The organism is Pseudomonas versuta, assembly GCF_001294575.1.
Classification (GTDB): Bacteria; Pseudomonadota; Gammaproteobacteria; order Pseudomonadales; family Pseudomonadaceae; genus Aquipseudomonas; species Aquipseudomonas versuta.
In genome coordinates this window covers 3,548,775-3,573,885 of record NZ_CP012676.1, presented here as the reverse complement: position 1 = coordinate 3,573,885, position 25,111 = coordinate 3,548,775, and the positions used below count along the sequence as shown (strand labels likewise).

Annotated in this window: 28 protein-coding genes and 1 pseudogene; 13 read left to right on the top strand and 16 right to left on the bottom strand. The window is 58.8% G+C overall.

Features of this window, described 5'->3' with window-relative positions; all coding sequences use genetic code 11:
- Window positions 1-143: 143 nt before the first annotated feature.
- Window positions 144-1,061 (top strand): sulfate adenylyltransferase subunit CysD, encoded by a 918-nt coding sequence (gene cysD / locus AOC04_RS16035; protein WP_003439932.1) that lies wholly within the window; start codon window positions 144-146, stop codon window positions 1,059-1,061.
- A gap of 9 nt (window positions 1,062-1,070) precedes the next feature.
- A complete protein-coding gene (gene cysN / locus AOC04_RS16030) occupies window positions 1,071-2,969 on the top strand; it encodes a sulfate adenylyltransferase subunit CysN (RefSeq protein WP_060695061.1) in 1,899 nt (632 codons plus the stop codon).
- A gap of 77 nt (window positions 2,970-3,046) precedes the next feature.
- On the opposite strand, the gene AOC04_RS16025 is transcribed toward cysN, so the two are convergent.
- From AOC04_RS16025 to AOC04_RS23580, 3 genes and pseudogenes are all read right to left on the bottom strand, one after another.
- A complete protein-coding gene (locus tag AOC04_RS16025; RefSeq protein WP_060695059.1) occupies window positions 3,047-3,952 on the bottom strand; it encodes an acyltransferase in 906 nt (301 codons plus the stop codon).
- Window positions 3,953-6,052 (bottom strand): phosphate acetyltransferase, encoded by a 2,100-nt coding sequence (gene pta, locus AOC04_RS16020; protein WP_060695057.1) that lies wholly within the window; start codon window positions 6,050-6,052, stop codon window positions 3,953-3,955.
- 59 nt (window positions 6,053-6,111) lie between these two features.
- Window positions 6,112-6,451 (bottom strand): annotated as a pseudogene (locus tag AOC04_RS23580) (DUF3565 domain-containing protein).
- Here AOC04_RS23580 and AOC04_RS16015 point away from each other — a divergent pair.
- Both AOC04_RS16015 and AOC04_RS16010 read left to right on the top strand, forming a co-directional pair.
- Window positions 6,420-6,905, top strand: coding sequence for an FKBP-type peptidyl-prolyl cis-trans isomerase (locus tag AOC04_RS16015; protein ID WP_060695054.1), 486 nt, complete (start codon window positions 6,420-6,422; stop codon window positions 6,903-6,905). The pseudogene AOC04_RS23580 and the gene AOC04_RS16015 overlap by 32 nt on opposite strands.
- A gap of 133 nt (window positions 6,906-7,038) precedes the next feature.
- Window positions 7,039-7,521, top strand: coding sequence for a glutathione peroxidase (locus tag AOC04_RS16010; protein WP_060695051.1), 483 nt, complete (start codon window positions 7,039-7,041; stop codon window positions 7,519-7,521).
- A 12-nt stretch (window positions 7,522-7,533) separates the two neighbouring features.
- Here AOC04_RS16010 and AOC04_RS16005 read toward each other — a convergent pair whose 3' ends face one another.
- Complete coding sequence (locus tag AOC04_RS16005; protein ID WP_082363721.1) at window positions 7,534-8,703, bottom strand: glycosyltransferase family 4 protein; 1,170 nt, start codon at window positions 8,701-8,703, stop codon at window positions 7,534-7,536.
- A 120-nt stretch (window positions 8,704-8,823) separates the two neighbouring features.
- Entirely contained in the window at window positions 8,824-9,579 is a 756-nt protein-coding gene (cysZ, locus tag AOC04_RS16000) for a sulfate transporter CysZ (RefSeq protein WP_060695047.1), read from the bottom strand.
- 311 nt (window positions 9,580-9,890) lie between these two features.
- On the opposite strand from cysZ, the gene trxB reads away from it, so the two are divergent.
- Complete coding sequence (trxB, locus tag AOC04_RS15995) at window positions 9,891-10,853, top strand: thioredoxin-disulfide reductase (RefSeq protein ID WP_060695045.1); 963 nt, start codon at window positions 9,891-9,893, stop codon at window positions 10,851-10,853.
- A 182-nt stretch (window positions 10,854-11,035) separates the two neighbouring features.
- On the opposite strand, the gene AOC04_RS15990 is transcribed toward trxB, so the two are convergent.
- The 6 genes from AOC04_RS15990 to AOC04_RS15965 form a co-directional block, all read right to left on the bottom strand.
- Window positions 11,036-11,377, bottom strand: a complete 342-nt coding sequence (locus AOC04_RS15990) for a HopJ type III effector protein (RefSeq protein ID WP_060695042.1) — start codon at window positions 11,375-11,377, stop codon at window positions 11,036-11,038.
- Window positions 11,370-11,666 carry a DUF1244 domain-containing protein gene (locus AOC04_RS15985; protein WP_003439952.1) on the bottom strand — a complete coding sequence of 99 codons (297 nt, stop codon included), beginning with the start codon at window positions 11,664-11,666 and terminating at the stop codon, window positions 11,370-11,372. Before AOC04_RS15985 ends, AOC04_RS15990 begins: the two co-directional genes overlap by 8 nt.
- Before the next feature lie 15 nt (window positions 11,667-11,681).
- On the bottom strand, window positions 11,682-12,068 hold the full coding sequence (gene folX, locus AOC04_RS15980; RefSeq protein WP_060695040.1) for a dihydroneopterin triphosphate 2'-epimerase: 387 nt from the start codon (window positions 12,066-12,068) through the stop codon (window positions 11,682-11,684).
- Complete coding sequence (gene folE, locus AOC04_RS15975; protein WP_060695038.1) at window positions 12,068-12,628, bottom strand: GTP cyclohydrolase I FolE; 561 nt, start codon at window positions 12,626-12,628, stop codon at window positions 12,068-12,070. The genes folX and folE overlap by 1 nt, the downstream gene beginning before the upstream one ends.
- A gap of 21 nt (window positions 12,629-12,649) precedes the next feature.
- Window positions 12,650-13,360, bottom strand: coding sequence for a dihydromonapterin reductase (folM, locus tag AOC04_RS15970; protein WP_060695036.1), 711 nt, complete (start codon window positions 13,358-13,360; stop codon window positions 12,650-12,652).
- A 94-nt stretch (window positions 13,361-13,454) separates the two neighbouring features.
- Window positions 13,455-14,021, bottom strand: coding sequence for a putative antibiotic biosynthesis monooxygenase (locus AOC04_RS15965; RefSeq protein WP_060695034.1), 567 nt, complete (start codon window positions 14,019-14,021; stop codon window positions 13,455-13,457).
- A gap of 251 nt (window positions 14,022-14,272) precedes the next feature.
- Here AOC04_RS15965 and AOC04_RS15960 point away from each other — a divergent pair, with 251 nt between their 5' ends.
- A complete protein-coding gene (locus AOC04_RS15960) occupies window positions 14,273-15,214 on the top strand; it encodes a MerR family transcriptional regulator (protein WP_060695032.1) in 942 nt (313 codons plus the stop codon).
- A 6-nt stretch (window positions 15,215-15,220) separates the two neighbouring features.
- On the opposite strand, the gene AOC04_RS15955 is transcribed toward AOC04_RS15960, so the two are convergent.
- Together AOC04_RS15955 and AOC04_RS15950 are read right to left on the bottom strand one after the other, a co-directional pair.
- The gene (locus tag AOC04_RS15955) at window positions 15,221-15,826 is read right to left on the bottom strand and encodes a hypothetical protein (RefSeq protein ID WP_060695030.1); all 606 of its coding nucleotides are present in this window, start codon (window positions 15,824-15,826) and stop codon (window positions 15,221-15,223) included.
- Between the two features lie 52 nt (window positions 15,827-15,878).
- Entirely contained in the window at window positions 15,879-16,352 is a 474-nt protein-coding gene (locus tag AOC04_RS15950) for a PAS domain-containing protein (RefSeq protein WP_060695028.1), read from the bottom strand.
- Between the two features lie 134 nt (window positions 16,353-16,486).
- On the opposite strand from AOC04_RS15950, the gene AOC04_RS15945 reads away from it, so the two are divergent.
- A complete protein-coding gene (locus tag AOC04_RS15945) occupies window positions 16,487-16,942 on the top strand; it encodes a flavodoxin (RefSeq protein ID WP_060695026.1) in 456 nt (151 codons plus the stop codon).
- Here AOC04_RS15945 and AOC04_RS15940 read toward each other — a convergent pair.
- Window positions 16,923-17,819, bottom strand: coding sequence for a LysR family transcriptional regulator (locus AOC04_RS15940; protein ID WP_060695024.1), 897 nt, complete (start codon window positions 17,817-17,819; stop codon window positions 16,923-16,925). The genes AOC04_RS15945 and AOC04_RS15940 overlap by 20 nt on opposite strands.
- Before the next feature lie 99 nt (window positions 17,820-17,918).
- Between AOC04_RS15940 and AOC04_RS15935 the strand changes: the two genes are divergently transcribed.
- Together AOC04_RS15935 and AOC04_RS15930 are read left to right on the top strand one after the other, a co-directional pair.
- The gene (locus AOC04_RS15935) at window positions 17,919-18,305 is read left to right on the top strand and encodes a CidA/LrgA family protein (protein WP_060695022.1); all 387 of its coding nucleotides are present in this window, start codon (window positions 17,919-17,921) and stop codon (window positions 18,303-18,305) included.
- Window positions 18,295-18,981 carry an LrgB family protein gene (locus tag AOC04_RS15930; RefSeq protein WP_060695021.1) on the top strand — a complete coding sequence of 229 codons (687 nt, stop codon included), beginning with the start codon at window positions 18,295-18,297 and terminating at the stop codon, window positions 18,979-18,981. The genes AOC04_RS15935 and AOC04_RS15930 overlap by 11 nt, the downstream gene beginning before the upstream one ends.
- 305 nt (window positions 18,982-19,286) lie before the next feature.
- Here AOC04_RS15930 and AOC04_RS15925 read toward each other — a convergent pair whose 3' ends face one another.
- Window positions 19,287-20,081, bottom strand: a complete 795-nt coding sequence (locus tag AOC04_RS15925; RefSeq protein WP_060695019.1) for an IclR family transcriptional regulator — start codon at window positions 20,079-20,081, stop codon at window positions 19,287-19,289.
- A gap of 162 nt (window positions 20,082-20,243) precedes the next feature.
- Between AOC04_RS15925 and hmgA the strand changes: the two genes are divergently transcribed.
- The 4 genes from hmgA to AOC04_RS15905 all read left to right on the top strand — a co-directional run bounded on the left by hmgA (window position 20,244) and on the right by AOC04_RS15905 (window position 24,729).
- Window positions 20,244-21,548, top strand: coding sequence for a homogentisate 1,2-dioxygenase (gene hmgA, locus AOC04_RS15920; protein ID WP_060695017.1), 1,305 nt, complete (start codon window positions 20,244-20,246; stop codon window positions 21,546-21,548).
- Between the two features lie 2 nt (window positions 21,549-21,550).
- Window positions 21,551-22,855, top strand: coding sequence for a fumarylacetoacetase (gene fahA / locus AOC04_RS15915; RefSeq protein WP_060695015.1), 1,305 nt, complete (start codon window positions 21,551-21,553; stop codon window positions 22,853-22,855).
- 11 nt (window positions 22,856-22,866) lie between these two features.
- The gene (maiA, locus tag AOC04_RS15910; protein WP_060695013.1) at window positions 22,867-23,505 is read left to right on the top strand and encodes a maleylacetoacetate isomerase; all 639 of its coding nucleotides are present in this window, start codon (window positions 22,867-22,869) and stop codon (window positions 23,503-23,505) included.
- Between the two features lie 204 nt (window positions 23,506-23,709).
- Entirely contained in the window at window positions 23,710-24,729 is a 1,020-nt protein-coding gene (locus tag AOC04_RS15905; RefSeq protein ID WP_060695012.1) for a Glu/Leu/Phe/Val dehydrogenase family protein, read from the top strand.
- Between the two features lie 10 nt (window positions 24,730-24,739).
- Here AOC04_RS15905 and AOC04_RS15900 read toward each other — a convergent pair whose 3' ends face one another.
- Window positions 24,740-25,111: a MerR family transcriptional regulator gene (locus tag AOC04_RS15900; protein ID WP_060695010.1), complete on the bottom strand. Its 372-nt coding sequence runs from the start codon at window positions 25,109-25,111 to the stop codon at window positions 24,740-24,742.

Genomic DNA, 25,111 nt, shown 5'->3' with positions numbered 1-25,111 from the left:
CTCGCCGGGCAGCCAAACTCGCCGATCTATTCTTAGACCGTTTCGATCTAGTTGGCGCCCTCAATAGAAGAGGGCGCTGTGCTAGCATTCGACCCTCGAACTCGGCCCGCAGGCCGTTCATAAGATAGCTTTCGTGAGTAGCCATGGTCGACAAACTGACGCACCTGAAACAGCTGGAGGCGGAAAGCATCCACATTATCCGCGAGGTGGCAGCCGAGTTTGATAACCCGGTAATGCTGTACTCGATCGGTAAAGATTCCGCCGTGATGCTGCACCTTGCACGCAAGGCGTTTTTCCCTGGCAAGCTGCCGTTTCCGGTGATGCATGTCGATACCCAGTGGAAATTCCAGGAGATGTACCGCTTTCGCGACAAGATGGTTGCCGAGCTGGGCCTGGACCTGATCACACACGTCAATCCGGACGGCGTGGCGCAAGGGATCAACCCCTTCACCCACGGCAGTGCCAAGCACACCGATATCATGAAAACCGAGGGCCTCAAGCAGGCTCTGGACAAATACGGTTTCGATGCGGCCTTCGGTGGCGCGCGCCGCGACGAAGAGAAGTCACGTGCCAAAGAGCGCGTGTACTCCTTCCGCGACAGCAAGCACCGCTGGGACCCGAAAAACCAGCGTCCCGAGCTGTGGAACGTCTACAACGGCAACGTCAACAAGGGCGAATCGATTCGCGTGTTCCCGTTGTCGAACTGGACCGAACTCGATATCTGGCAGTACATCTACCTCGAAGGCATCCCGATTGTGCCCCTGTACTTCGCGGCTGAACGCGATGTGATCGAGAAGAACGGCACGCTGATCATGATCGACGACGAACGCATCCTTGAGCACCTGTCTGACGAAGACAAGGCTCGCATCGTCAAGAAAAAGGTCCGTTTCCGTACCCTGGGCTGCTACCCGCTGACCGGCGCGGTGGAGTCTGAGGCTGAAACCCTGACCGACATCATCCAGGAAATGCTCCTGACGCGAACTTCCGAGCGCCAGGGCCGAGTCATCGATCATGATGGTGCCGGCTCAATGGAAGATAAAAAACGTCAGGGTTATTTCTAAGGGGTTGTCATGTCGCATGTATCTGATTTGATCAGCGAGGACATCCTCGCCTACCTGGGCCAGCACGAGCGTAAAGAGATGTTGCGCTTTCTGACCTGCGGCAACGTCGACGACGGCAAGAGCACCCTGATCGGGCGCCTGCTGCACGACTCCAAGATGATCTATGAAGACCATCTGGAAGCCATCACCCGCGACTCGAAAAAGAGCGGCACCACCGGTGACGATATCGACCTGGCGCTGCTGGTAGACGGTCTGCAAGCCGAGCGCGAGCAGGGCATCACCATTGACGTGGCGTACCGTTATTTCTCGACCGCCAAGCGCAAATTCATCATTGCCGATACTCCGGGCCATGAGCAGTACACCCGCAACATGGCCACCGGCGCTTCGACCTGTGACCTGGCGATCATCCTGGTTGACGCCCGTTACGGCGTGCAGACCCAGACCCGTCGCCACAGCTTCATTGCTTCGTTGCTGGGCATCAAGCACATCGTGGTGGCCATCAACAAGATGGACCTCAAGGACTTCGATGAGGGTGTTTTCGAGTCGATCAAGGCCGATTACCTGAAGTTCGCCGAAGGCTTGAAGATGAAGCCCACCAGCATGCACTTTGTGCCGATGTCTGCCCTAAAGGGCGACAACGTGGTGAACAAAAGCGAGCGCTCGCCGTGGTACACCGGCCAGTCGCTGATGGAAATTCTCGAAACCGTGGAAGTGGCGGCCGATCGCAACCTCACCGACCTGCGCTTCCCTGTGCAGTACGTGAACCGGCCCAACCTGAACTTCCGTGGCTTTGCCGGTACGCTGGCCAGCGGCATCGTGCGCAAGGGCGACGAAATCGTGGTGTTGCCGTCGGGCAAAAGCAGCCGCGTCAAATCCATCGTCACCTTTGAAGGTGAGCTGGAACACGCGGGTCCGGGTCAGGCGGTGACGTTGACCATGGAAGACGAGATCGATATCTCACGTGGCGACCTGTTGGTGCATGCCGACAACCAGCCGCTGGTCACCGACAACTTCGAGGCCATGCTGGTGTGGATGGCTGAAGAGCCGATGCTGCCGGGCAAGAAGTACGACATCAAGCGCGCTACCAGCTATGTGCCGGGTTCCATCGCCAGCATCGTCAACAAAGTCGATGTCAACACGCTGGAAGAAGGTCCGGCCAGCGCCTTGCAGCTCAATGAGATCGGCAAGGTCAAGATCAGCCTCGACGCACCGATTGCGCTCGATGGCTATGCCAGCAACCGCACCACGGGTTCGTTCATCATTATCGATCGCCTGACCAACGGCACCGTCGGCGCGGGCATGATTGTCGCCCAACCCCTGAGTCATGGCAGCGCGACCCATCATGGCGAACTGGCCCACGTGACCACCGAAGAGCGTGCCCAGCGCTTTGGTCAGCAACCTGCCACCGTGCTGTTCAGCGGTCTGTCCGGCGCGGGCAAAAGCACCCTGGCCTACGCCGTTGAGCGCAAGCTGTTCGATATGGGGCGTGCGGTGTTCGTACTGGACGGCCAGAACCTGCGTCACGACCTGAACAAGGGCTTGCCCCAGGACCGTGCCGGTCGTACCGAAAACTGGCGCCGCGCCGCTCATGTGGCGCGTCAGTTCAACGAAGCCGGTTTGTTGACCCTGGCTGCGTTCGTGGCTCCGGATGCCCTGGGCCGTGAAGAGGCCAAGGCATTGATCGGTGAAGATCGCCTGCTGACTGTTTATGTACAGGCATCGCCGGCCGTATGTGCCGAGCGTGACCCGCAAGGCCTGTATGCAGCCGGCGGCGACAACATCCCGGGAGAGTCCTTCCCGTATGACGTGCCGTTGAATGCAGACCTGGTGGTCAACACTCAATCGCTGTCGCTGGATGAGAGCGTGAAGTTGGTGCTGGACCTGTTGCGTCAACGCGGCGCGATTTAAGCCGTACGAAAAAGCCCGCCACCGAGTGCTCGGTGGCGGGCTTTTTTATGCGCGTCTATTTCCCCTCTGTAGGCGCCTCAGGCTCCGGGGTATTTGCGATGCAACTCGTCCAGCAGCCGGTCCTTGTTTTCCCACAAGGTGTTGATCCAGCTCTGAAACGCCCGCTTGTACTCAGGGTCTTGGTCGTAGTTTTTACCGATAAACCCGGCCGGGATTTTCAGCTCTTCGAAGTCCACCACCACCTCGCGCACATTGCCGCACAGCAAGTCCCAATAACCCGGCCTGCCACCGGGGTAGTGGATGGTCACGTTGATGATCGATTGCAGTTGTTCACCCATCGCATCCAGCACAAAGGCAATGCCGCCGGCCTTGGGTTTGAGCAGGTAGCGGAACGGGGAGTTCTGCTGCGCGTGTTTGGCCTCGGTAAAGCGCGTGCCTTCGACGAAATTGAAAATCGCTACGGACTGGTTTTTAAACTTGGCGCAGGTTTTACGGGTGGTGGCCAGGTCCGCGCCTTTTTTCTCCGGGTGTTTGGCCAGGTAAGCCTTGGTGTAGCGCTTCATGAACGGGAAGCCCAGGGCCCACCACGCCAGACCAATCACCGGCACCCAGATCAGCTCCTGCTTGAGGAAAAACTTGAGCGGACGAATACGTTTATTGAGGACGTATTGCAACACCATGATGTCGACCCAGCTCTGGTGGTTGCTGGTGATCAGGTAGGAGTGCTGGTAGTCCAGCCCCTCAAGGCCTTCGATGTGCCAGCGGGTCTTGCGCAGTAAATCCATCCAGCGCGAGTTGTTGCTGACCCAGGCTTCGTGGATCCGCCGCATCAACTCGTCGGTGACACGCTGCGCTGCCGGAAATGGCAGGCACAGTTTGAAGATGGCAACCACGAACAGCGGCGTGCAACACACGATGGTGTTGATCGCCAGCAGCAATGAAGCGATGACACCGCGTAACGGCGCAGGCAAGAAATCCAGCATTTACACATCCATAGGTCGGTTGGCGGCTTGAATCGCCGTAAGGGCGATGGTGTAGACGATGTCGTCAACTTGCGCGCCGCGAGGCAGATCGTTGACCGGTTTACGCAGGCCTTGCAGCATCGGCCCGAGGCTGACGCAATCGGCGCTGCGTTGTACCGCCTTGTGCGTGGTGTTGCCGGTGTTCAGGTCAGGGAACACAAAGACCGTCGCCCGGCCGGCCACCTTGCTGTCGGGGGCCAGTTGTCTGGCGACCGCTTCATTGGCGGCGGCGTCGTATTGCAGGGGCCCGTCGATCAGCAACGAATGCTGGGCCTCATGGGCCAGCAAGGTGGCTTCGCGAACTTTTTCGACCTCTTCGCCACTGGCCGATTCACCACTGGAGTAACTGATCATTGCCACGCGCGGAGTGATGCCGAAGGCTGCGGCCGAGTCGGCGCTTTGCAGGGCAATTTCGGCCAGCTCGGAGGCGGACGGGTGCGGGTTCATCACGCAGTCGCCATATACCAGCACCTGCTCGGGAAACAGCATAAAGAACACCGATGACACCAGGGTGCAGCCCGGCGCCGTTTTGATCAGCTGCAGAGCAGGGCGGATGGTGTTGGCGGTCGAGTGAATAACCCCGGAAACCAGCCCGTCCACTTCGTCCAGCGCCAGCATCATGGTGCCGATCACCACGGTGTCCTCCAGCTGTTGCTCGGCCATCGGCGCATTGATGCTTTTGGTTTTGCGCAGCGCCACCATTGGTTCCACGTAACGCCCGCGAATCAGATCCGGGTCCAGAATCTCCAGCCCTTCAGGCAGTTCGAAACCGTGGGCCTTGGCCACTGCCAGAACCTCTTCAGGTTTGGCCAGCAATACACAGCGGGCAATCCCGCGGGCATGGCAAATAGCTGCAGCCTGCACGGTCAGCGGCTCGCTGCCCTCGGGCAGAACGATTCGCTTGTTGGCTTGCTGGGCCCGCTGGATCAGTTGATAGCGAAACACTGCAGGGGTCAGTCGCATTTCCCGCGGGGTACCGCAGCGTTGGTGCAGCCAGTCGGCATCCAGATGGCTGGCAACAAAGTCGGTGATGATTTGCGCGCGCTCGCGGTCATCAATCGGGATTTCCTTGTTCAACTGGTTGAGCTGGTTGGCCGTGTCGTAGGAGCCGGTGCTCACGGACAGCACCGGCAGCCCGGCCTGCAGCGCGCCGCGGCACAGCTCCATCAGGCGGGGGTCGGGCTTGGTGTCGCTGGTCAGCAGCAAGCCGGCCAATGGCACGCCATTCATGGCCGCCAGGCTGACGGCCAGGATAATGTCATCGCGATCGCCGGGGGTGACCACCAGCACGCCGGGTTTGAGCAGTTGCAAGGTGTTGAGTACGGTGCGGGCACACAGGATGATTTTTGACATGCGCCGGGTTTCGTAGTCCCCGGCATTGAGCACCTGGGCACCGAGCAGGTCGGCCACGTCGCGGGTGCGGGGAGCGTTGAGCTCGGGCTGATAGGGAATGCAGCCCAGCAGCTTGAAATCACCACTGCGCAGTAACGGCGAATGCTCTTTGAGGCGCGCCGAAAATACCTCCATGCTTTCGTCGGTGCGCACCTTGTTGAGGATCACACCCAGCACTTTTGGATCCTTGGGGCCACCAAACAGCTGCGCCTGCAATTCGACACGGCCGGAGAGTTCGGTCAGTACTTCGTTTTCGGGGGCCGAAACCAGTATCACCTCAGCATCCAGGCTCTTGGCCAGATGCAGGTTGACCCGGGCGGCATAACTGGCAGTGCGGGTCGGCACCATGCCTTCAACGATCAGTACATCTTTACCAATGGCTGCTTGCTGATAAAGGCTGATGATTTCCTCGAGCAGTTCATCCAGCTGGCCGTCTCCGAGCATGCGCTCCACATGCGCCAGCCCCAAAGGGGTTGGCGGCTTGAGGCCATGGGTCCGGGCGATCAGTTCAGTTGAGCGCTCTGGGCCGATATCGCCCGGGTGCGGCTGGGCAATGGGTTTGAAAAAGCCGACTTTCAACCCCGCGCGCTCCAGCGTGCGAACCAGTCCGAGACTAATAGATGTCAGGCCCACACCAAAATCGGTGGGGGCTATAAAGAAAGTTTGCATGCGGGCTTCCTGACGTGGCAGTGCAGGGCAATGTCCGATGAACGGGACGTGTGCCTGAATCAATTGCCAAGATTAGCGCTATCTGCGTCTTGAGCACACCAGCCACAGGTAAAGGGCTGACCTATTTTTTTCTGGCGTTGCTGGGGATCAAGGACCCAGGCCCTGGATTGCCAGGGCGGCTGGTGACGATGATGCTGGGTATGGCCACAGGACAGCACTGCGACCCAGTGCTCCTCTTCATCTTGACGCCAGCCAATGATCGTTGAAGTTTTCAAAGTTATCCGTTGGTCTTTGTTGTGTTCGCTTTCAGGCGATTGCTTGGTTAGACTTGCGAACTCATTTATTTTTTTGCAAAAGGTCTCGCCCCATGACGATCGCCGCCAACAAGGCAGTCTCCATCGAATATACCCTGACCAACGACGATGGCGATGTCATCGACAGCTCTGCCGGCGGCGCACCGCTGGTTTACCTGCAAGGCGCAGGTAACATCATTCCAGGTCTGGAAAAGGCTCTTGAAGGCAAGGCCGTTGGCGAAGAACTGACGGTAACCGTTGAACCTGAAGACGCTTACGGCGAGTACTCCGCTGAACTGGTCAGCACCTTGAGCGCCAGCATGTTCGAAGGCGTTGACCAACTGGAAGTGGGCATGCAGTTCCACGCTTCCGCACCGGACGGCCAGATGCAGATCGTGACTATCCGTGATCTGGACGGCGACGACGTAACTGTAGACGGCAACCACCCGTTGGCAGGCCAGCGCCTGACCTTCAAGGTCAAGGTTGTTGCTGTACGTGACGCGAGCGAAGAAGAAGTTGCTCACGGCCACGTTCACGGTGAAGGCGGTCATCAGCACTGATAACAGCTGCTACGCTCACTTGCGAGCTAGCCAGAAAAAGGCGCCTACGGGCGCCTTTTTGCTTTTTGAATAATATGGCAATCGGTACTTTGAACGATTGCCTGGATGTAGCCCGGGAATTTTGGAGTTCGTCATGAGCGCTTTTCACGACCTTACCCTAGACGCGCTGGACGGCAGCCCGCTGCCCTTGGAAGCCTTCAAGGACCAAGTGGTGCTGGTAGTCAACGTTGCCTCGAAATGCGGGTTGACCCCGCAATATGCCGCGCTGGAAAACCTGTATCAGCAATACAAGGCTCAAGGTTTCAGCGTGCTGGGTGTGCCCTGCAACCAGTTCGCCGGGCAAGAGCCGGGCACTGAAGAGCAAATCCAGGCATTTTGCAGCCTGAACTATGGGGTGACTTTCCCCCTGAGCAGCAAACTGGACGTCAATGGCCCGCAGCGCCATCAGCTTTACCGTTTGCTGGCAGGTGAAGGCGCCGAGTTCCCGGGTGACATCAGCTGGAATTTTGAAAAGTTTCTGGTCGGGCCGGATGGCCGGGTGCTTGAGCGCTTTTCGCCGCGTACCGCGCCGGATGATGCAGCAGTGATTCAGGCGATTGAGAAAGCCCTGTCTTAAACCGTAGTGCCGTCAGCCCGGTACTTCGACGCTCCCGGCGCAGCCATGGAAGGCCCGCAGCAGCTGGCCTTCGAACTGTTCGACTATCGCGGCCCAGCGTTGACGGCTGGCATGACAACGGGCATTCAGGCGAATGGTGCGCAGGGTTTCGGGGGCTTCGAGCAGCCAGCAGGCCGCTTCGATCCAGGCATATTCATCTCCGGGCATGGCCAGCACACCGTTGTAGCCATGGCGAATATGCTGGCCGGCAGCGGCCTCGTCATAGGCCACCACGCCCAGTCCCGAAGCCAGGGCTTCAAGCACCACGTTGCCAAAGGTCTCTGACAGGCTCGGAAATAAAAATACATCCCCGCTGGCGTAGTGGCTGGCCAGGGCCTCTGCGCACTGAACGCCGCAAAACACTGCCTCGGGCAACGACGCCTCGAGTGCCGCACGCTTTTGACCGTCACCCACCACAATCAACTTGAAGCGCCGTGCCGGGTAGCGTGCCTGCAACGCATCAAGGCAGTGTTTGAGTGCACCCAGATTTTTTTCCGGGGCCAGCCGACCGACATGCAACAGCGCAATATCGTTTTCTCTCAGGCCCCAGCTCTGGCGCAAGGACGTTTGCCGTTTTGACGGGTTGAACAACTGGCTGTCGACGCCGCGGGCGAGTAACTCCAGACGTTCAAAATGCCTGCGCGTGAGCTCCAGGCGCTGGCTGGCACTGGGCACCAGAGTCAGGTTGGAGCGGTTATGAAACCAGCGCAAATAGCGGGTCATGGCGCGAGTGAACAGGCTCAGGCCATATTGATTGAAGTACTGCTGGAAATTGGTGTGAAAGCCACTGACCACCGGGATCCCCAAACGTCGGGCAACGCGCAGGGCGCACAGGCCCAGAGGTCCTTCAGTTGCGATATAGACCACGTCCGGGCGCTGTTGCTGCCAGCGCCTGGTCAGCCGGTGGGTGGAGGTCATGCCCCATTGCAAACCCGGATGCCCCGGTAAAGGCCAGCCTCGACACAGCATCAGGACATCGGTGCTGCGCTGGTTTGCATCGTCAGTCTGGCGCGGGCGAACCACTTCCACCCGGTGATTGCGCGCGCGCAGCCCTTCACTCAAATGGCCGAGGGTATTGGCCACTCCATTGATTTCGGGCGGGAAGGTTTCAGTGATCAGGGCGATATGCAGGGCTGTTGTCATGACATCAGTGTTAACCAGCGCGATGTCGTCAATGTGTCAGTGCCATGTTGGATTTATGACGCTGGCGTAAAAATACCCGCAGGTCCCTCGCGCCCTGCAATCGCGAGGCACCTGCACTGATCAGGCTCTGCTTTTGGCCAGCGCTTCGTCACCACGCTCCCGCACCCAGAACAGGGTCGCGCCTGCGACAGCGGCCGGCATCATCAGGATATTGACCACAGGTATCAGCAACACCACATACACGATCCCGCCAAAACTCAGGCTCTGCCAGCGCTTTTCGCGCAGCCAGGCGAGCATGTCGTTCCAGCCCAGTTTGTGGTTGTCCGCCGGGTAGTCGATGTACTGGATGGCCATCATCCAGACCCCGAAAATCAGCCACAACGGCGCGGCTATCAAGTTGAGTACCGGCACGAATGACAGAATCAGCAGGGCAATCGCGCGGGGCAGAAAATAGCCCAGCTTGCGCATTTCACGGGCCAGGGTGCGGGGCACCATGGCGATCAGTTCACCCCAGCTAAAAGGCGGTGAGTTGTCGACCCCGCGCACCACCGCTTCGACTTTTTCCGCGAGAAAGCCGTTAAAAGGGGCGGCAATAATATTGGCAAGCATGGTGAAGGTGAAAAACACCATCAACGCCACCAGCACCACAAACAGCGGCCACAACAAGTAATTCAGGAAGCTGAGCCAGCTGGGCAGCGACGGCATCAGGGTATCGACCCAAAGGCTGAACTGGTGCCCGGCGAAATAAATCAACCCGACGAACAGCACCAGGTTGATCAGCAGTGGCAGCAGTACGAACAGGCGCAGGCCGGGGCTGAGTACCAACTTGAGGCCTTCACGCAGGTACTGCGGGCCAGAGAGAACAGGTGCGGGCATAGTGTGCTCCGAGCAGTGGAAAACCGGGCGACCTTAACGGCTTTATCTATAGGGCGATAGCCTTGCTTAAGAATCGACAATTACTGTAACAAAGACGTCCAGGCATCTCTTGGACTACATAGAGACCTGCTATGAGCTGGATTGTTATTGCGTATTTCCTTACTCTCTGCGGCCTCTATACGCTACACCTACATTTTTCAGGACCTGCGCGTTTCAGGCGTTGCCTGAGCAGGTTTGCGATTTCTTTTTATTCCAGCCGGTGAACCGGCGTTCCGACCCGGTTTCGACACGGGCGGTCATAGGAGTGAGTCATGTCTGAAGTACGTCATTCGCGTGTGATTATTCTGGGCTCCGGCCCTGCCGGTTACAGCGCCGCGGTCTACGCGGCCCGCGCCAACCTCAAACCACTGCTGATCACGGGCATGCAGGCTGGCGGTCAATTGACGACCACTACTGAAGTCGACAACTGGCCGGGCGACGTTCATGGCCTGACCGGTCCGGTTCTGATGGAGCGCATGCGCGAACACGCCGAGCGTTTTGAAACCGAGATCGTGTTTGATCACATCAACGCCGTTGATTTGAAAAACAAACCGTTCAGCCTCACCGGCGACAGCGGTGTTTACACCTGTGACGCGCTGATCATCGCGACAGGCGCCAGCGCCCGTTACCTGGGCCTGCCTTCTGAGGAAGCCTTCATGGGCAAAGGCGTTTCCGCCTGCGCGACCTGTGACGGTTTCTTCTACCGCAACAAGCCTGTGGCTGTGGTTGGTGGTGGCAACACGGCTGTTGAAGAAGCGCTGTATCTGGCCAACATCGCCAGCAAAGTAACCCTGGTTCACCGCCGCGAAACCTTCCGCGCCGAGAAGATCCTGATCGACAAGCTGCACGCTCGTGTGGCTGAAGGCAAGATCGAGCTCAAGCTCAACGCCACCCTGGACGAAGTGCTGGGCGACAACATGGGTGTGACCGGCGCACGTCTGAAAAACAACGACGGCAGCTTTGACGAGTTGAAAGTCGACGGCGTATTCATCGCCATCGGCCACACGCCGAACACTTCGTTGTTCGAAGGCCAGCTGGAGCTCAAGGACGGTTACATGGTTGTGCAAGGTGGCCGTGAAGGCAACGCTACCGCCACCAGCATTGAAGGTGTGTTTGCGGCAGGCGACGTGGCTGACCACGTCTACCGCCAGGCCATCACCTCGGCGGGTGCTGGCTGCATGGCTGCACTGGATGCTGAGCGCTACCTGGACGGCCTGCAGAACGCTGCGTTCTGATAGTTTGCCGCACATGAAAAAACCGGCCTCGGCCGGTTTTTTTGTGTGCGGCAAACTGTGGGAGCGAGCTTGCTCGTGAGATTTTCAGAGCAGCAAAGAAGAGCTCGCAGGCAACACGAATTACCTGATAGACCCAAGTGATGCTATCGCTGGCAAGCCAGCTCCCACAGTTGCAGCAGGTGTCAGGCCTTGGGGGTCAGCGGCAAGGTGGTGAACTCAACCGCTGCCAGACCATGGGCGAGCAACGCGCGGATGTTGCTGTGGTCGGTGCCATCCGGGGTCGCCACGACCGAGCGATAGTGTTCGCCAAACGCGAGCAGCGCTTCGTCATCGCTCAGACCTTCCAGCAGGGCCAGGCCCAATGTTTTGCAAGAACCCTCATTTTGCCCGGCCGCATTTTCTACGCCGCCGTTGTTGAAGGCTTGTGGCTGGTAATTGTAGTGCGCTGCGATAAACGCCAGGGTATCGGCGAACAGGTGTTCGCCGCTGTTGAGGCTGGCGCGCAGGGTGTTCAAATCAGTCATGCTTTTTTCCTGTTGCGAAGGCCGCGGCCTGTTCGGCGCTGGCTTCTTTCTGGTATTGGGATTTCCACTCGGCATAAGGCATGCCGTACACCACTTCACGGGCGTCATCGAGGCTGAGGTCGATCTGGCGCTCGTCGGCCGCCGCCTTGTACCACTTGGACAGGCAATTGCGGCAAAAGCCCGAGAGGTTCATCAGGTCAATGTTTTGCACGTCCTTGCGGCTGTCCAGATGCGCGACAAGGCGACGGAAGGCGGCGGCTTCGAGTTCAAGGCGTTCTTGGGGCGTCATGGGGTTCACCGACATTCAAAGGGTGGGAGCCTGGCGGCTTGCCGCCAGCGTAATCGAAACCGATTCGGCAAAGCGCAGTGCGTGCGGCTTGTCGACTTCGACTTCGGCGTACAGCACGGCGCCATTGGCCATTACCAGATCCAGCAGTTCCTGGGTCAGGCGCTCAAGCAGGGCGAAGCGGTTTTCTTCGACGTGCTGGATCACCGCCTTGGTGATGGTCCGGTAATTGAGGGCGTGATCGATATCGTTGTCACGCACGGCTTTTTGGGCGGCATACAGGATGGTGAGGTTGATCAGTACATCCTGCTTGTTGAGGATTTCTTCCTCATTGATCCCGATGTATGTGCGCAGACACAGGTCTTTGACGCGAATGCGGGCCATTCCTGGCTGAAGTTGTGGCATTAAGACTTGCTCCGTCCTATCAATTGCAGGAACTCCATGCGGGTGCTTGGTTCGCGAAACGCGCCCAGCATGACCGAGGTGTTCATGGTCGAGTTCTGTTTTTCAACGCCGCGCATCATCATGCACATGTGCCTGGCTTCAATCACTACGGCCACGCCGGCGGCTTGGGTAATGCCTTGAATGGCATCGGCGATTTCCCGGGTGAGGTTTTCCTGGATTTGCAGGCGGCGGGCAAACATGTCGACGATACGGGCAATCTTCGACAGGCCCAGCACTTTGCCGGTCGGGATATACGCGACATGTGCCTTGCCAATAAACGGCAGCAGGTGATGCTCGCACAGTGAGTACAGCTCGATGTCGGAGACGATCACCATTTCATCGCTGTCCGAGGCAAACAGGGCGCCATTGACGATGGTTTCAACGCTTTGTTCGTAACCATGACACAGATACTGCATGGCTTTGGCTGCGCGTTTGGGGGTGTCGAGCAAGCCTTCGCGGTCGGGGTTTTCACCCAGACCTATGAGGATCTCGCGATATTGCTCAGGCAGTGTTGCGCTCATGAAGTACTTCCTCGGGGACGGCTATTTGAGATGCCGGCCGCCATTGACGGTCAAGGTTGTGCCGGTCACATACGGGTTGTCCAGCAGGTAGCGCAGGCTCTGATAAATGACCTCGGCGCCGGGCTCTATCCCCATTGCTGACTTGGCCAGGGTTTTGGCGCGGTACGCCGCGTCGTCGTCGGGGTTGAACATCAGCAAGGCCGGGGCAATGCCGTTGACCTTGATGCGTGGCGCCAGTTTAGCGGCGAATGACAGGGTCAGGCTGTCGAGCCCGGCCTTGGTTGCGCAATAAGCAATATGCTTGCTGCTGCCCTTGCGCGTGACATCGTCGCTGATATGAATGATGTCCGCCGGCGTTGAACGCTCCAGCAACTGGGCACAATGCAGATTGATCAAGTACGGCGCCAGCATGTGCACACTGAACATTTGTGTGAATGCACAGGTGCCGGTGTCTGCAGTCTCGGCAAGCCAGGCCGAGGCGTTGTGGACAATGGCCCGCAACGAATCAGTATGGTTTTTGAGGCGCTGGATAAAGTCGAGAATACCGTCTTCGTTTGAGAAGTCGGCAAACAGTGTCGTCGCACCCAGTTCGCGCAAGGCTTGCACCCCGGGTTTTTCACTGCGGTAGCTGATGATTACGGCATGCCCATCGGCCAGCAATTGCCTGGCGCAATGCAAACCAATGCGCTGGCCGGCGCCAGTGATCAGAATCGGTGCAGAAGGAGAGGGCATGGCGGACTCGGTGGAGTAAGGTCGGAAACAGTCGCGGCGTAATGGCAAAACTATACCAGCGTCCGCGACGTAACGGCCAAACCCGAGTCGGGGTTTAGTGGCGCTGGGCGATTGTGCCGCCCAAAGGTTTGTCCGGGAGGCTGTGAAGCCAGCCGGCCAGCAAATGAGTCGAGAGCGGAATAAACCAGAAAACCATCAGCGGGGTCAGGGCCAGGGTGCTGACAAATATTCGCGGCAGCAGGCTCAACTCGCCAAGCAGCGGGCCCAGCACAAAATTGAACAACAGCGACACCGGGAAGAATGCCAGCCAGATGGCCACCGCTTGCTTCCAGCGTGGCGGGCGCTGCCCGCCGGCACCGAACCAGCCATCGATGCCACTGACACGTCGCTCTGAAGGATGGGCAAACAAGTCACTGCCGCGCAGTAACCATGACTTGCGCGACACCGAGTGTTCCCATGCGTGGAGGGTGGTTTCGTCGGCAAAGCGGAAAATAATCTGAAACTCATCATCGCCCGCAGGCGGGGCCAGTACGCCTGAACCCAGATAACCGGGGAAGTCGGTGGCCAATTGCTCGCCTTCATGCAGCCAGGCGATCAGTTCCTGATAGCGGCCGTCAGCGACGCGACGCGCAACCAGCAAGGTGACAGGGGAGGTAGACATTGTGTATCTCCATAAGGCTAATGCTGCCCGGGTAGGGCAGTCACAAAACGCAGCGCCGGGGTGGTGGGCCGTGTTCTGAAAAACAAGCAAGGATTGTTCCTCCTTGCGCCAGTCTCTACGCAATCCGGCCGTTTGCATCGCCGGCAGGCCGGCTCCGACAATTGATTGTGAAAATCCCGGCTCCTGTTTGAGCACCAGATGACGCTATGAGGCGTAGAATCCCCCTATATCCTCTTGGTCCTTGCCCTCCGATGCCCGTGATTACTGAACTTGAGCCCGTAGCGTTGTCTGCCGATTGCCCTGAGTCGCAAGGCTTGTATCCGATCAGGGAAGTCGCCCGGCTCACAGGCATCAACCCGGTGACCCTGCGCGCCTGGGAGCGGCGCTACGGCTTGATTCAGCCAATACGCACCATAAGTGGGCATCGCCTGTACTCAGTGACCGATATTGAGACAGTGCGCCGGGTCATGGGCTGGCTTGAGCGGGGAGTTGCGGTCAGCAAGGTCGCGCAGTTACTCGCCAATGACTCTGCACATAACCGCCCGCAACCTGCTGCCACTGAACACAGCGAGTGGCAGTCCCGGGTAGGGGCGGCCCTGAGTACATTCAACGAGCCTGAGCTGGACCGCCTGTACGGGCAGATTTATTCCGGTTACCCGGCAGAAACCGTATTCCACGACATCTTCCTGCCGCTGTATCAACAGTTGTTCAGGTCGCGGGATGAGTTCGGCCGCACCAGTGAATGGTTGTTGCTGGACGGGTTCTTGCGCACGCGGGTCCAGCACCGTCTGCAGATGCAGGCAGCACAGGCGTCACAGTGTGTGTTAATGGTCGCGGTGCCGGAGTTGTGTCATGAGCTGGAGCTGCTGGTTGCCGGCCTGCTCCTGAGCCGCCACGACCGGGTGGTCAGGGTGTTGCCCACAGCACAGCCTCTGGATGAGCTTGCGCTGATTTGCGAGAAGGTCCGGCCCACAGCGGTTGTGCTGTTTGCTCAGCGTACTCTGGCAGCCGCGCACCATCGGCGACTTGTGCGGCTGGTGCCGACCCTGAACTGCCCGACGTTTTTGGCGGGGCAAACCCAATCCATGGCGCAAGAGGCGCTGAAGGGCACATCGATTGTCTGTTTGGGGCGCGAAGCTCTGGAGGTGAGTCAGCGTCTGGATGCCGAGCTCCTGGGCCATCGCGATAGCTGAGTGGTATCAAGCGTGCAGGGCGGGATGTGTCAGGCGATGTTGTTGCAGGATGAATTGGCGCAAACGTTCGGTTTCGCCTTTATCGCTTTGGCTCAGCCGGTAGGCATACAGCCCTGATTCGGTTTTACGCTCCAGCGTGCCGCGCACCGCAATCCGCTCATAGCCAACAGGGCTGAACCATTGCGCAAATTGACGCGGCGGGCGGCCTTCGTTCCGCACCTCGATCAGCAGGCCCTTGAAGGACACCTCGGTAATCCACAGATTGCCCGGCCTTGCCCGAATATTCTCCAGCGCCACCGGTTCTTCCAGGGTCAAACGCCAGGGGCGGCCAAGCGGGCCGTCTTCAAAAATGCTGGGCGCTCCCAGCTGCAGATGCTGGGTATGAAATTCGTCTTCTACCAGACTCAGCGGAAAACTCATTTTCTGGTCGGCAAAGTGCGCCTGAATCGTGACTTGCTCATGTGCTGCCAGGCGTGTCAGCAGATCGCGTATTTGTGAGACACCTTTAACCGTAAGGCTCGATGACGTCTCCCGCTGATTGAGCAGCGGGCTTTCATGCAACGACTGGATAAAATCCAACTCGTCCTGAGTCAGAAGGGTCTCGTACGACATTATCTGGCTCGTAAATTAGGGTTACAAATTCTTTCAAGCCAATGTAAGACCTTTATTTACACGATTTGTTAGATCCGTTCGTCGCCTTGTACGCCTGCAGTTCGGCCTTCACCTCGGCCAGCTCGGCCTCCAGCTGAGCAACCCGTTGCTGGGCCTTCACCTGGGCAGTGACATCCTTTTGCACACCGATAAAGTAGGTGAGTTGATCGTTCTCGTTAAACACGGGGGTGATCGACAGTTCGTTCCAGAAGTGCGAGCCGTCCTTTCGATAATTGCGCAGTACCTGGCGGGTAGGTTGGCCGCTGGCAATGGCTTCACGGACCAGTTGCAGGCCGATTTGATCTCGGTCACCGGCCTGCAAAAAGCGGCAGTCCTGATACAAAATATCGTCGCTGCTGTAACCGGTGAGCGTTTCAAATGCCTTGTTCACGTAAATAAGAATGTTGTCTTCGCCTTCCTGTTCGGCGATCACAATTCCGTCCTGAGACGCGTCCACCATGCGTTGTAACAAGCGAGAGTTGATCATCGAGGGGCTCCGGAAAGGGTGGGCAAGGTGAATACATTTTAAGGCTGGCGCAGATGCAGTCTACTGGCCATCACCGAAAGCTGCGCCTCACCTGCTAATATCCCGGCCTTTTAGTCAGTTACAGGATCAGATTGATGAAAGTCGCCATCCTTTCCGGCTCGGTGTACGGCACCGCTGAAGAAGTCGCCCGCAACGCCAGACAACTGCTGATCAATGCCGGTTTTGAGGTTTTTCTCAATAACCGCGCCACGCTGGCCGAGATTCAGGCGTTTGGCCCTGAAGCCTTGCTGGCCGTTACCTCGACCACTGGCATGGGCGAGCTGCCTGACAACCTGATGCCGTTGTACAGCCAGATCCGTGATCTGCTGCCAGCTGCCTGGCGCGGTTTGCCCGGGGCCGTGATCGCCCTGGGCGATGAAAGTTATGGCGACACTTTCTGCGGCGGCGGTGAGCAAATGCGTGAACTGTTCGCAGAACTGGGGCTGCGCGAGGTGCTGCCAATGTTGCGTCTGGACTCCAGCGTCACCGTGACCCCGGAAGAAGATTCCGAGCCGTGGCTGCAAGATTTTATCAAGGCACTGACGCAGTAACCGGTCGCTCGCGCAGCAGCTCCAGCCAGGCTTGGGCGGCTCGCGACAAATAAGCACCGTCGCGCCAGATGAAGGCGATATCCCAACGCAGGTAATCCGGCGCGACCAGCTTCAAACGTACGACTCCCGGTCGTATCAGCTCCCTGGCCACCACGCTGGGCAGCAGCACCACACCTTGCCCGGCAGCCACCAGCGCCACTAAAAAGTCCGATTGCCCGCTGCGGCCACCCTCTTTGGGGGTGAAGCCCAATTGCTGGCACGCCTGCAATAAGCGCTCGTTGAGCATGAAGCTGCGCTGATACAGCAGAAACGGCGTGTCGGCCAATTGCTCCAGGCGCACGCTGCCTCCTTGCGCCAGCGGATGATCAGCCGGGAGTAGCGCATCCAGCGGTTCATCGCAAAACGGTTGATAGCCGAACAGCGGATTTTTCGGGGTCAAGCTGCCGCCCAGCTCCAGTTCGCCACTCATCACCGCTTGCTCGATATGCATGCTGCCGCCTTCAAGCAGTTGCACCTGAATATTGGGGTAGCGCCGCCGGTACTCGGCAAACAGGCTGGCAAACAGCGCGTTACTGCCCAGTAATGGCAGGCCGACCCGCAACTCGCCACGGGTTAATTGACTCAGGTCGTCCAGCTCACTGAGCAGCTCCTTGTGCAGGCGCAGCATGCCTTCGGCGCGTTGCAGCACCACATTTCCGGCTGCCGTCAGGCGCACCTGCGAACCCAGACGGTCGAACAGGGGCGTGCCAAGGTTTTGCTCCAGTTGTGCCACCTGCTTGCTGACCGCCGACTGGCTGATATGCAGCAGGTGCGCGGCCTGGGTAAACCCGCCTTGGTGCGCCACCTCTACAAAAGTGCGCAGTTGTTTGAATTCCATGTGTGTGATTCCGTTTTGGAATGGATGCTAGTCTAACAATTCGTTTTCGGGATGGAAGGCCGCTCATTAAAATGAAGTCCAGTCTGCACTGGAACCCACATGAAACGCTTTGATGTAAAACGCTTTGCCCGTCTGGTCAGTGAAGTTGCGGTATTGCTGGCCATTTACTTTCTCGGTTGCCAGATCGCGGCATGGTGGCATTTGCCAATACCGGGGGGCGTGATTGGCATGGCCTTGTTGCTGTCGGCATTTGCTCTGGGCCTGATCAAACCTGCGACCCTGCAATTGGGCGCCGGGGTGTTGATGGCCGAGATGCTGCTGTTCTTCATCCCGGCCCTGATGAGTCTGCTCGACTACGGCGCACTGGTGCGCAATGACGGGTGGCGGATTCTGCTGGTAATCGGGGTCAGTACCTTATTGGTCATGGTGGTGACCGCCTTCACCGTCGAGGCGGTATGCCGTTGGAGGTCGCGTCATGAAGTTTGAATGGATGCCTGTGTTCTGGCTGACCCTCACCCTTGGCGCTTACGTCCTGAGCCGCTGGCTGTACCGGCGCACCGGACGCTACGTGCTGTCACCGCTGATTTTGGTACCGGTATTGTTGCTTGCAGTGGCCGTGCCGCTGCACACCGCTTATGCCGAGTACTCAAGCGATACCCATTGGTTGATGCTGGTATTGGGACCGGTGACCGTGGCCTTCGCCGTACCCATCTGGCAGCAGCGCAAGTTGCTGGCACGCCATTGGATAGCGTTGCTGCTGGGGATGCTGGCGGGGAGTGTTGCGTCCATTGGCAGTTCATTCTGGCTGGCCAGGGCGCTGGCGCTCGACACATCGCTGGCGATGTCTTTGGTCCCGCGTTCCATCACCACCCCGTTTGCCATGCCCCTGGCGCAACACCTGGGCGGAGTTCCCGAGCTTACAGCGGTGTTTGTGATGTTCACCGGCGTGTTTGGCGCATTGCTGGGCGGTATTTTGCTCAAGTGGTTACCGCTGCGCAGCAGCCTGGCGCGGGGGGCCCTGTTTGGTATTGGTGCGCACGGTGCGGGAGTCAGTCGCGCCCGCGAGGTCGGTAGTGAGGAGGGCTCAGTGGCAGGTTTGGTCATGGTCCTGACCGGGATTCTCAACCTGTTTGCGGCGCCCTTGCTGATGATGATGCTCTGACCCGTGGCAAATCCCGGGCATAAAAAAGGCCGCTGTAAAACAGCGGCCAAGGAAGACGTTCATCAAGGAGCAACAAATCAACGTCAGGGTAAATTGGGGGATGCAGAGTCGAGGTGACTCAATGCGTATGACCGGCACCCGTGCCGGAAAGTTCGCTAAGAATAAGGGCTATTTGCTTGGGGAATAAGGGCGGTATTGGACAATCTCTATTACCGCCTCGGCAATAGTCGAAAGCCGAACTAGGCCCTCAGCTAACCTGTGGGAGCTGGCTTGCCAGCGATGCAGTTTTACTGGGGTGGCGTTCTTCAGTCCGGTTGATAGCCCATACGCCAACTGATGGCCTTGCTCGCTTCCAGCAGTCGCTTGGCTGCGGGTCCGTTTTCATCGGCATGGAACAGCGACGCAGGCCCGACCACGGTCAGTACACCTGCTACATGACCGGTGGCATCAAACACCGGTGCCGACAACGCATCGACGCCGGGCATCAGCAAACCATGGACAAAATGCAGTCCGCGCTCACGGATCTGTGCGCCTGTAGCGGCGTAGGCTTCAGGCTTTTTCAGCGGATGAATGTTATCGGTTTGCAACTCCAGCTCGCGCAAAGCGGCCGTTTCCCGGTCAGGCAGAAAGGCATTGAACACCAGCCCTGTCGACGAACTCAGCAGTGGCAGCACCGAGCCCAGCTTGGTCACCACCGTGACTGCGCGAACCGCGGCTTCAATAGCCACCACCGTCGCGCCCTGATTGCCCCACACCGCCAGGAAGCAGGTTTCATTCAAGTCATCACGCAGTTCGGCCAGGGGCAGGGCGGCGACTTTCAGCACATCCATGCTGTTGAGTGCCGCCAGCCCCACGCGCAATGCCTCACGCCCCAGCCCGTAATGATTGGTGGCCGTATTCTGTTCAGCAAAACCACTGGCGATCAACGCCTGCAAGTAGCGATGCACCTTGCTGGCGGGCATTTGTACGTGTTCGGCCAGGCGCGACAGTGACGTTGAAGGTGACAGTTCGGCCAGGGCCTTGAGGATGTCAGTACCGACCTCGGCGGAGCGTACTTTCTGCTTGCCGGTGCTGTCGTTGCTGCTGCGGGGCTTTTCCATGGGGGCCTGGGTCTCGGGACGAATGGGCGTCTTTATAGCTTGACGCTTAATACCAATCAAATTACGTTATGCGTAATTGAATTACGATAAAAATAACGCAGCGACGCGCACGCTGTTTCCGGGCCGGGCGCAGTCAACTGTATTCTCCACTCTGGAGGCTCCATGAACCTCGACTCGTCCTTGTCCGATCTCGTGTATCAATCCGGGTTTGGCAATGAATTCAGCAGTGAAGCTTTGCCCGGCGCCTTGCCGGTTGGTCAGAACTCCCCGCAAAAAGTCCCCTATGGTCTGTACGCCGAGTTGTTGTCGGGTACCGCGTTCACCATGGTGCGCAGCGAGTCGCGCCGCACCTGGATGTACCGGATCAAGCCGTCAGCCAACCACCCGGCGTTCGTCAAACTGCAGCGGCAGTTGAGCGGCTGCGAGCCGGGCCCGGTAACCCCCAATCGCTTGCGCTGGAACCCGTTGCCGATCCCTGACGAGGCCACAGACTTTATTGACGGTCTGGTGCGCATGGCTGCCAACAGCGGCCCGCAAAAGCCTGCGGGTATCAGCATTTACACCTACCGCGCGAACACCTCGATGCAGCGCGTGTTCTTCAATGCCGATGGTGAATTGCTGCTGGTGCCCGAGCAGGGCCGACTGCGGATTGCGACCGAGTTGGGGGTGCTTGACCTCGGGCCTTTAGAAATTGCCGTGATCCCGCGCGGTCTTAAATTCCGGGTTCAATTGCTCGACCCGCAAGCCCGGGGCTACGTGGCTGAAAACCATGGCGCGCCGCTGCGTCTGCCAGATCTTGGCCCCATAGGCAGCAATGGCCTGGCTAACCCGAGGGATTTCCTGGCCCCGGTGGCGCATTACGAACATAACCAGCAACCGACAACGCTGGTGCAGAAATTCCTCGGCGAGCTGTGGGACTGTGAGCTGGATCATTCGCCACTCGATGTGGTCGCCTGGCATGGCAATAACGTGCCGTACAAATATGACCTGCGCCGCTTCAACACGATTGGCACCGTCAGCTTCGATCATCCCGATCCGTCGATTTTCACGGTATTGACCTCGCCCACCAGCGTGCCGGGCATGGCCAACCTCGACTTTGTGATCTTCCCGCCGCGCTGGATGGTGGCTGAAAACACCTTCCGGCCGCCTTGGTTTCACCGCAACCTGATGAACGAATTCATGGGCCTGATCCAGGGCAGCTACGATGCCAAGGCCGAGGGTTTCCTGCCCGGCGGTGCTTCGCTGCACAGTTGCATGAGCGCCCACGGCCCGGACGCTGAAACCTGTAGCAAAGCCATTGCCGCTGAACTGCAACCGGGCAAAATCGACAACACCATGGCCTTCATGTTTGAAACCAGCCAAGTGTTGCGCCCCAGCCAGTTCGCCCTTCAATGCCCGCAATTGCAATCCAGTTACGACGCTTGCTGGGCCTCGCTGCCCGCAACCTTCAACCCAAATCGGAGATAAACATGACCCAGTCCACACTTACCCGCAGCTGGATCGCCTCCGCCAACGGTCACACTGATTTCCCGTTGCAAAACCTGCCGATGGGGGTCTTCAGTCTTAATGGATCGGCGCCCCGTAGCGGTGTCGCTATCGGCGAGCATATTTTTGATCTCGAGGCGGCCTTGGCTGGCGGTCTGTTTGAAGGTCAGGCCAAGGTCGCCGTAGAAGCGTCGCTGGGCGGCGCTTTGAATGCCTATTTTGCGTTGGGGCGCAGTGCCCGGGTGGCCTTGCGTGAGCGCTTGCTGGAACTGCTGGGCGAGGGCAGTACCCTGCGCGGCAAGATCGAAGCCCAGGGCGCAAAGTTGTTGCCGCTGGCGGCCGACTGTCAGTTACACCTGCCCGCCAGGATTGGTGATTACACCGACTTTTATGTCGGCATCGAACACGCGAAGAACGTCGGTAAACTGTTTCGCCCTGACAATCCTTTGTTGCCCAACTATAAATACGTGCCCATCGGTTACCACGGTCGTGCTTCAACCATTCGCGCCTCGGGTACCGAGGTGCGTCGTCCTAAAGGGCAAACCTTGCCAGCCGGTCAGACCGAGCCGACTTTTGGTCCGTGTGCACGTCTGGATTACGAACTGGAACTGGGTATCTGGATCGGTCAGGGCAATGACCTGGGGGATGCCATCGCGATCAGCGAAGCGGGCGATCATATAGCCGGTTTCTGCCTGCTGAACGATTGGTCGGCGCGTGACATCCAGGCCTGGGAATACCAGCCGCTGGGGCCGTTCCTGTCGAAAAGCTTCATTACCAGCATTTCCCCCTGGGTGGTGACTGCCGAAGCCCTGGAGCCGTTCCGCCGTGCACAGCCCGCCCGCCCTGAAGGTGATCCGCAGCCATTGGCGTACTTGCTCGATCCGAAGGATCAGGCCGGCGGCGCGCTGGACATCGAACTCGAAGTGTTGCTGCTGACCGAATCGATGCGCGAGCAGAACCTGCCCGCCCATCGACTGGGCTTGAGCAACAGCCTGAACATGTACTGGACGGCCGCGCAGCTGGTGGCCCATCACAGTGTCAACGGCTGCCAACTGCAATCGGGTGACTTGTTCGGCTCGGGCACCCTGTCTGGTCCGGATCGCTCACAACTGGGCAGCCTGCTGGAAATCACCGAAGGCGGTAAACACCCGATCGAACTGGCCTCGGGCGAGGTTCGCAAGTTCCTTGAGGATGGCGATGAAATCATTCTGCGTGCCCGTTGCTCGCGTGAGGGTTATGCCTCCATCGGTTTTGGCGAATGCCGCGGCAAGGTTGTCGCTGCGCGCTAAAGGAGCGAGCCATGCAACTCTTTACCTATTACCGCTCAACTTCGTCCTACCGGGTACGGATCGCGCTGGCGCTTAAAGGTCTGGATTATCAGGCGGTGCCGGTCAATCTGATTGCCGCCTCTAGCGGCGAGCACAAACAGGCGGCGTATCTGGCGATCAACCCCCAAGGCCGGGTGCCCGCTTTGCGCACGGAGGAGGGCAGCGTGCTGACCCAGTCCCCGGCGATCATCGAATACCTCGAAGAGCGCTATCCGCAGGTGGCATTGCTGTCCACAGACCTGGCCACCCGTGCCCATGAACGGGCGGTGGCCGCTTTGGTCGCGTGCGATATTCATCCGCTGCACAACGTCAGTGTGCTCAATCAACTGCGTCAGATGGGTCAGACCGAAGAGCAGGTGGTGCAGTGGATCGGTCACTGGATCACCCAAGGCCTGGCCGCCATTGAGCAATTGATTGGCGATAACGGCTATTGCTTCGGGCCTGAGCCCGGGTTGGCGGATGTGTACCTGATCCCGCAGCTGTACGCGGCTGAACGTTTTAAGGTGTCACTGGTGCCGTACTCGCGGATTGCCCGGGTCGCGGCCCTGGCAGACAATCACCCGGCGTTCATCGCTGCGCACCCGGCGCGGCAACCCGATACGCCGGTCTGAAAATAACCTGTGGCCGCAGCCTTCGGCAGCGGCTACAGGGTTTTAAAATTGCTGATTCCATGCATTCGCCGGCAATTTCCATCAGCCTCCGACAGGTTATGTCCGAAACCGTGAAATCGGCTCAGGCTTATTCCTGCGCACTCCGACGATTTTTCCGGCGCAACCTATACTGCCGTTTACCTTTTATCGTTCGAGGGCTGGTTAATGTTTGCTCTCATGCAAAGTGCTCATGTGGAGTCGTTGCACCTCAGTGTTGATCCTCTTACGGGGCTCAAGGCGGTGATTGCCATTCATAGCAGTCGCCTGGGGCCTGCCTTGGGAGGGTGCCGATATCTGGCCTACCCTAACGATGAAAGTGCTGTGAATGACGCCATCCGCCTGGCCCAGGACATGAGCTATAAAGCTGCGCTGGCCGGTCTGGCAGTAGGGGGGGCCAAGGCCGTGATCATGCGGGCGGCGCATGTCGAAAGTCGCGCGGCGTTGTTTGAAGCCTTTGGTCGCTGTGTCGAACAACTGGATGGACGCTACATCACTGCCATCGACAGCGGCACCTCCACCGCCGATATGGATTGTATTGCCCAGAGCACCCGGCACGTTACCAGCACCACGGCCGCAGGCGACCCGTCGCCGCATACGGCCATGGGGGTGTTTGCCGGTATTCGCAGTACCGCGTCGTCGCGTCTGGGCAGTGACAACCTGGAAGGGCTGAGGGTTGCCGTGCAGGGCCTGGGCAAGGTCGGTTACGCGCTGGCCGAGCAACTGCATGCGGCCGGAGCCGAGTTGCTGGTGTGCGATACCGATCCCGGTAAAGTGCGTCTGGCCATGGATCAGCTGGGGGCTCACCCGGTTGCCTGTGAGGCTCTGCTCAGTACGCCCTGCGACATTCTTGCGCCGTGCGGCCTGGGAGGCGTGCTGAACTGGCACAGCGTGGCGCAACTGCGTTGCTCGGCGGTGGCCGGCTGTGCGAACAATCAGCTGACCAACCTGCAAGTGGCCGACCAGCTAGAGCGCCGGGGAATCCTGTATGCGCCTGACTACGTGATCAATTCGGGCGGCTTGATTTACATGGCCCTGACCCATCAAGGCGCAACGCCGGAGGCCATCAACGAGCAGTTGCTCCGCATCAGCCAGCGCCTGACCGGTATCTACGCCCACGCCCAGGCTGAAAAACGCTCACCGGCCAGGGTCTCGGACGAACTGGCGCAGCGCTTGTTGTACCCGTAAAACGGCGCGCCTACAGGTTTTGCAGCTGGCAGAGTTCATGGGCGCCTAAAAAACGTGTCTCAAACTCGACCAGCCCCGCGTGCTGGTTTTGCAGCGCCTGGATCTGATTCATCACGGCCTGTTTTTTATGAGTGACGGCGTTCCTTACCACTTCCCACGGCAGGGTCTGCCCGCGGTGATCATCAAGAATCGCCAGCATTTCCTTGAGTTTGAAGCCCAATTGCTGCGCGCATTTGATGAACATCAGCCGCTCGACACTCTGCTCGCAGTAGACGCGATAGTTGCCACGGCGTTGTGGCGCCGGGAGCAGGCCGATGTCTTCATAGTGACGAATGCTTTTGATGGTGGTGCCCGAGAGTTGGGCGGCTTTGCCGATATACAT

Bases quoted from the DNA above. Each gene is read 5' to 3' on its own strand.
- AOC04_RS15935 (WP_060695022.1), top strand. From the start codon at position 17,919: ATGAAACGCTTTGATGTAAAACGCTTTGCCCGTCTGGTCAGTGAAGTT.
- pta (WP_060695057.1), bottom strand. From the start codon at position 6,052: ATGCAAACTTTCTTTATAGCCCCCACCGATTTTGGTGTGGGCCTGACA.
- AOC04_RS15940 (WP_060695024.1), bottom strand. From the start codon at position 17,819: ATGGAATTCAAACAACTGCGCACTTTTGTAGAGGTGGCGCACCAAGGC.
- maiA (WP_060695013.1), top strand. From the start codon at position 22,867: ATGCAACTCTTTACCTATTACCGCTCAACTTCGTCCTACCGGGTACGG.
- trxB (WP_060695045.1), top strand. From the start codon at position 9,891: ATGTCTGAAGTACGTCATTCGCGTGTGATTATTCTGGGCTCCGGCCCT.
- AOC04_RS15990 (WP_060695042.1), bottom strand. From the start codon at position 11,377: ATGACTGATTTGAACACCCTGCGCGCCAGCCTCAACAGCGGCGAACAC.
- AOC04_RS16005 (WP_082363721.1), bottom strand. From the start codon at position 8,703: ATGACAACAGCCCTGCATATCGCCCTGATCACTGAAACCTTCCCGCCC.
- folE (WP_060695038.1), bottom strand. From the start codon at position 12,628: ATGAGCGCAACACTGCCTGAGCAATATCGCGAGATCCTCATAGGTCTG.
- cysN (WP_060695061.1), top strand. From the start codon at position 1,071: ATGTCGCATGTATCTGATTTGATCAGCGAGGACATCCTCGCCTACCTG.
- AOC04_RS15965 (WP_060695034.1), bottom strand. From the start codon at position 14,021: ATGTCTACCTCCCCTGTCACCTTGCTGGTTGCGCGTCGCGTCGCTGAC.
- AOC04_RS15900 (WP_060695010.1), bottom strand. From the start codon at position 25,111: ATGTATATCGGCAAAGCCGCCCAACTCTCGGGCACCACCATCAAAAGC.
- AOC04_RS16010 (WP_060695051.1), top strand. From the start codon at position 7,039: ATGAGCGCTTTTCACGACCTTACCCTAGACGCGCTGGACGGCAGCCCG.
- fahA (WP_060695015.1), top strand. From the start codon at position 21,551: ATGACCCAGTCCACACTTACCCGCAGCTGGATCGCCTCCGCCAACGGT.
- AOC04_RS15905 (WP_060695012.1), top strand. From the start codon at position 23,710: ATGTTTGCTCTCATGCAAAGTGCTCATGTGGAGTCGTTGCACCTCAGT.
- AOC04_RS16015 (WP_060695054.1), top strand. From the start codon at position 6,420: ATGACGATCGCCGCCAACAAGGCAGTCTCCATCGAATATACCCTGACC.
- AOC04_RS15950 (WP_060695028.1), bottom strand. From the start codon at position 16,352: ATGATCAACTCTCGCTTGTTACAACGCATGGTGGACGCGTCTCAGGAC.
- cysD (WP_003439932.1), top strand. From the start codon at position 144: ATGGTCGACAAACTGACGCACCTGAAACAGCTGGAGGCGGAAAGCATC.
- AOC04_RS15925 (WP_060695019.1), bottom strand. From the start codon at position 20,081: ATGGAAAAGCCCCGCAGCAGCAACGACAGCACCGGCAAGCAGAAAGTA.
- cysZ (WP_060695047.1), bottom strand. From the start codon at position 9,579: ATGCCCGCACCTGTTCTCTCTGGCCCGCAGTACCTGCGTGAAGGCCTC.
- hmgA (WP_060695017.1), top strand. From the start codon at position 20,244: ATGAACCTCGACTCGTCCTTGTCCGATCTCGTGTATCAATCCGGGTTT.
- AOC04_RS15955 (WP_060695030.1), bottom strand. From the start codon at position 15,826: ATGTCGTACGAGACCCTTCTGACTCAGGACGAGTTGGATTTTATCCAG.
- AOC04_RS15945 (WP_060695026.1), top strand. From the start codon at position 16,487: ATGAAAGTCGCCATCCTTTCCGGCTCGGTGTACGGCACCGCTGAAGAA.
- AOC04_RS16025 (WP_060695059.1), bottom strand. From the start codon at position 3,952: ATGCTGGATTTCTTGCCTGCGCCGTTACGCGGTGTCATCGCTTCATTG.
- AOC04_RS15985 (WP_003439952.1), bottom strand. From the start codon at position 11,666: ATGACGCCCCAAGAACGCCTTGAACTCGAAGCCGCCGCCTTCCGTCGC.
- folX (WP_060695040.1), bottom strand. From the start codon at position 12,068: ATGCCACAACTTCAGCCAGGAATGGCCCGCATTCGCGTCAAAGACCTG.
- AOC04_RS15930 (WP_060695021.1), top strand. From the start codon at position 18,295: ATGAAGTTTGAATGGATGCCTGTGTTCTGGCTGACCCTCACCCTTGGC.
- folM (WP_060695036.1), bottom strand. From the start codon at position 13,360: ATGCCCTCTCCTTCTGCACCGATTCTGATCACTGGCGCCGGCCAGCGC.
- AOC04_RS15960 (WP_060695032.1), top strand. From the start codon at position 14,273: ATGCCCGTGATTACTGAACTTGAGCCCGTAGCGTTGTCTGCCGATTGC.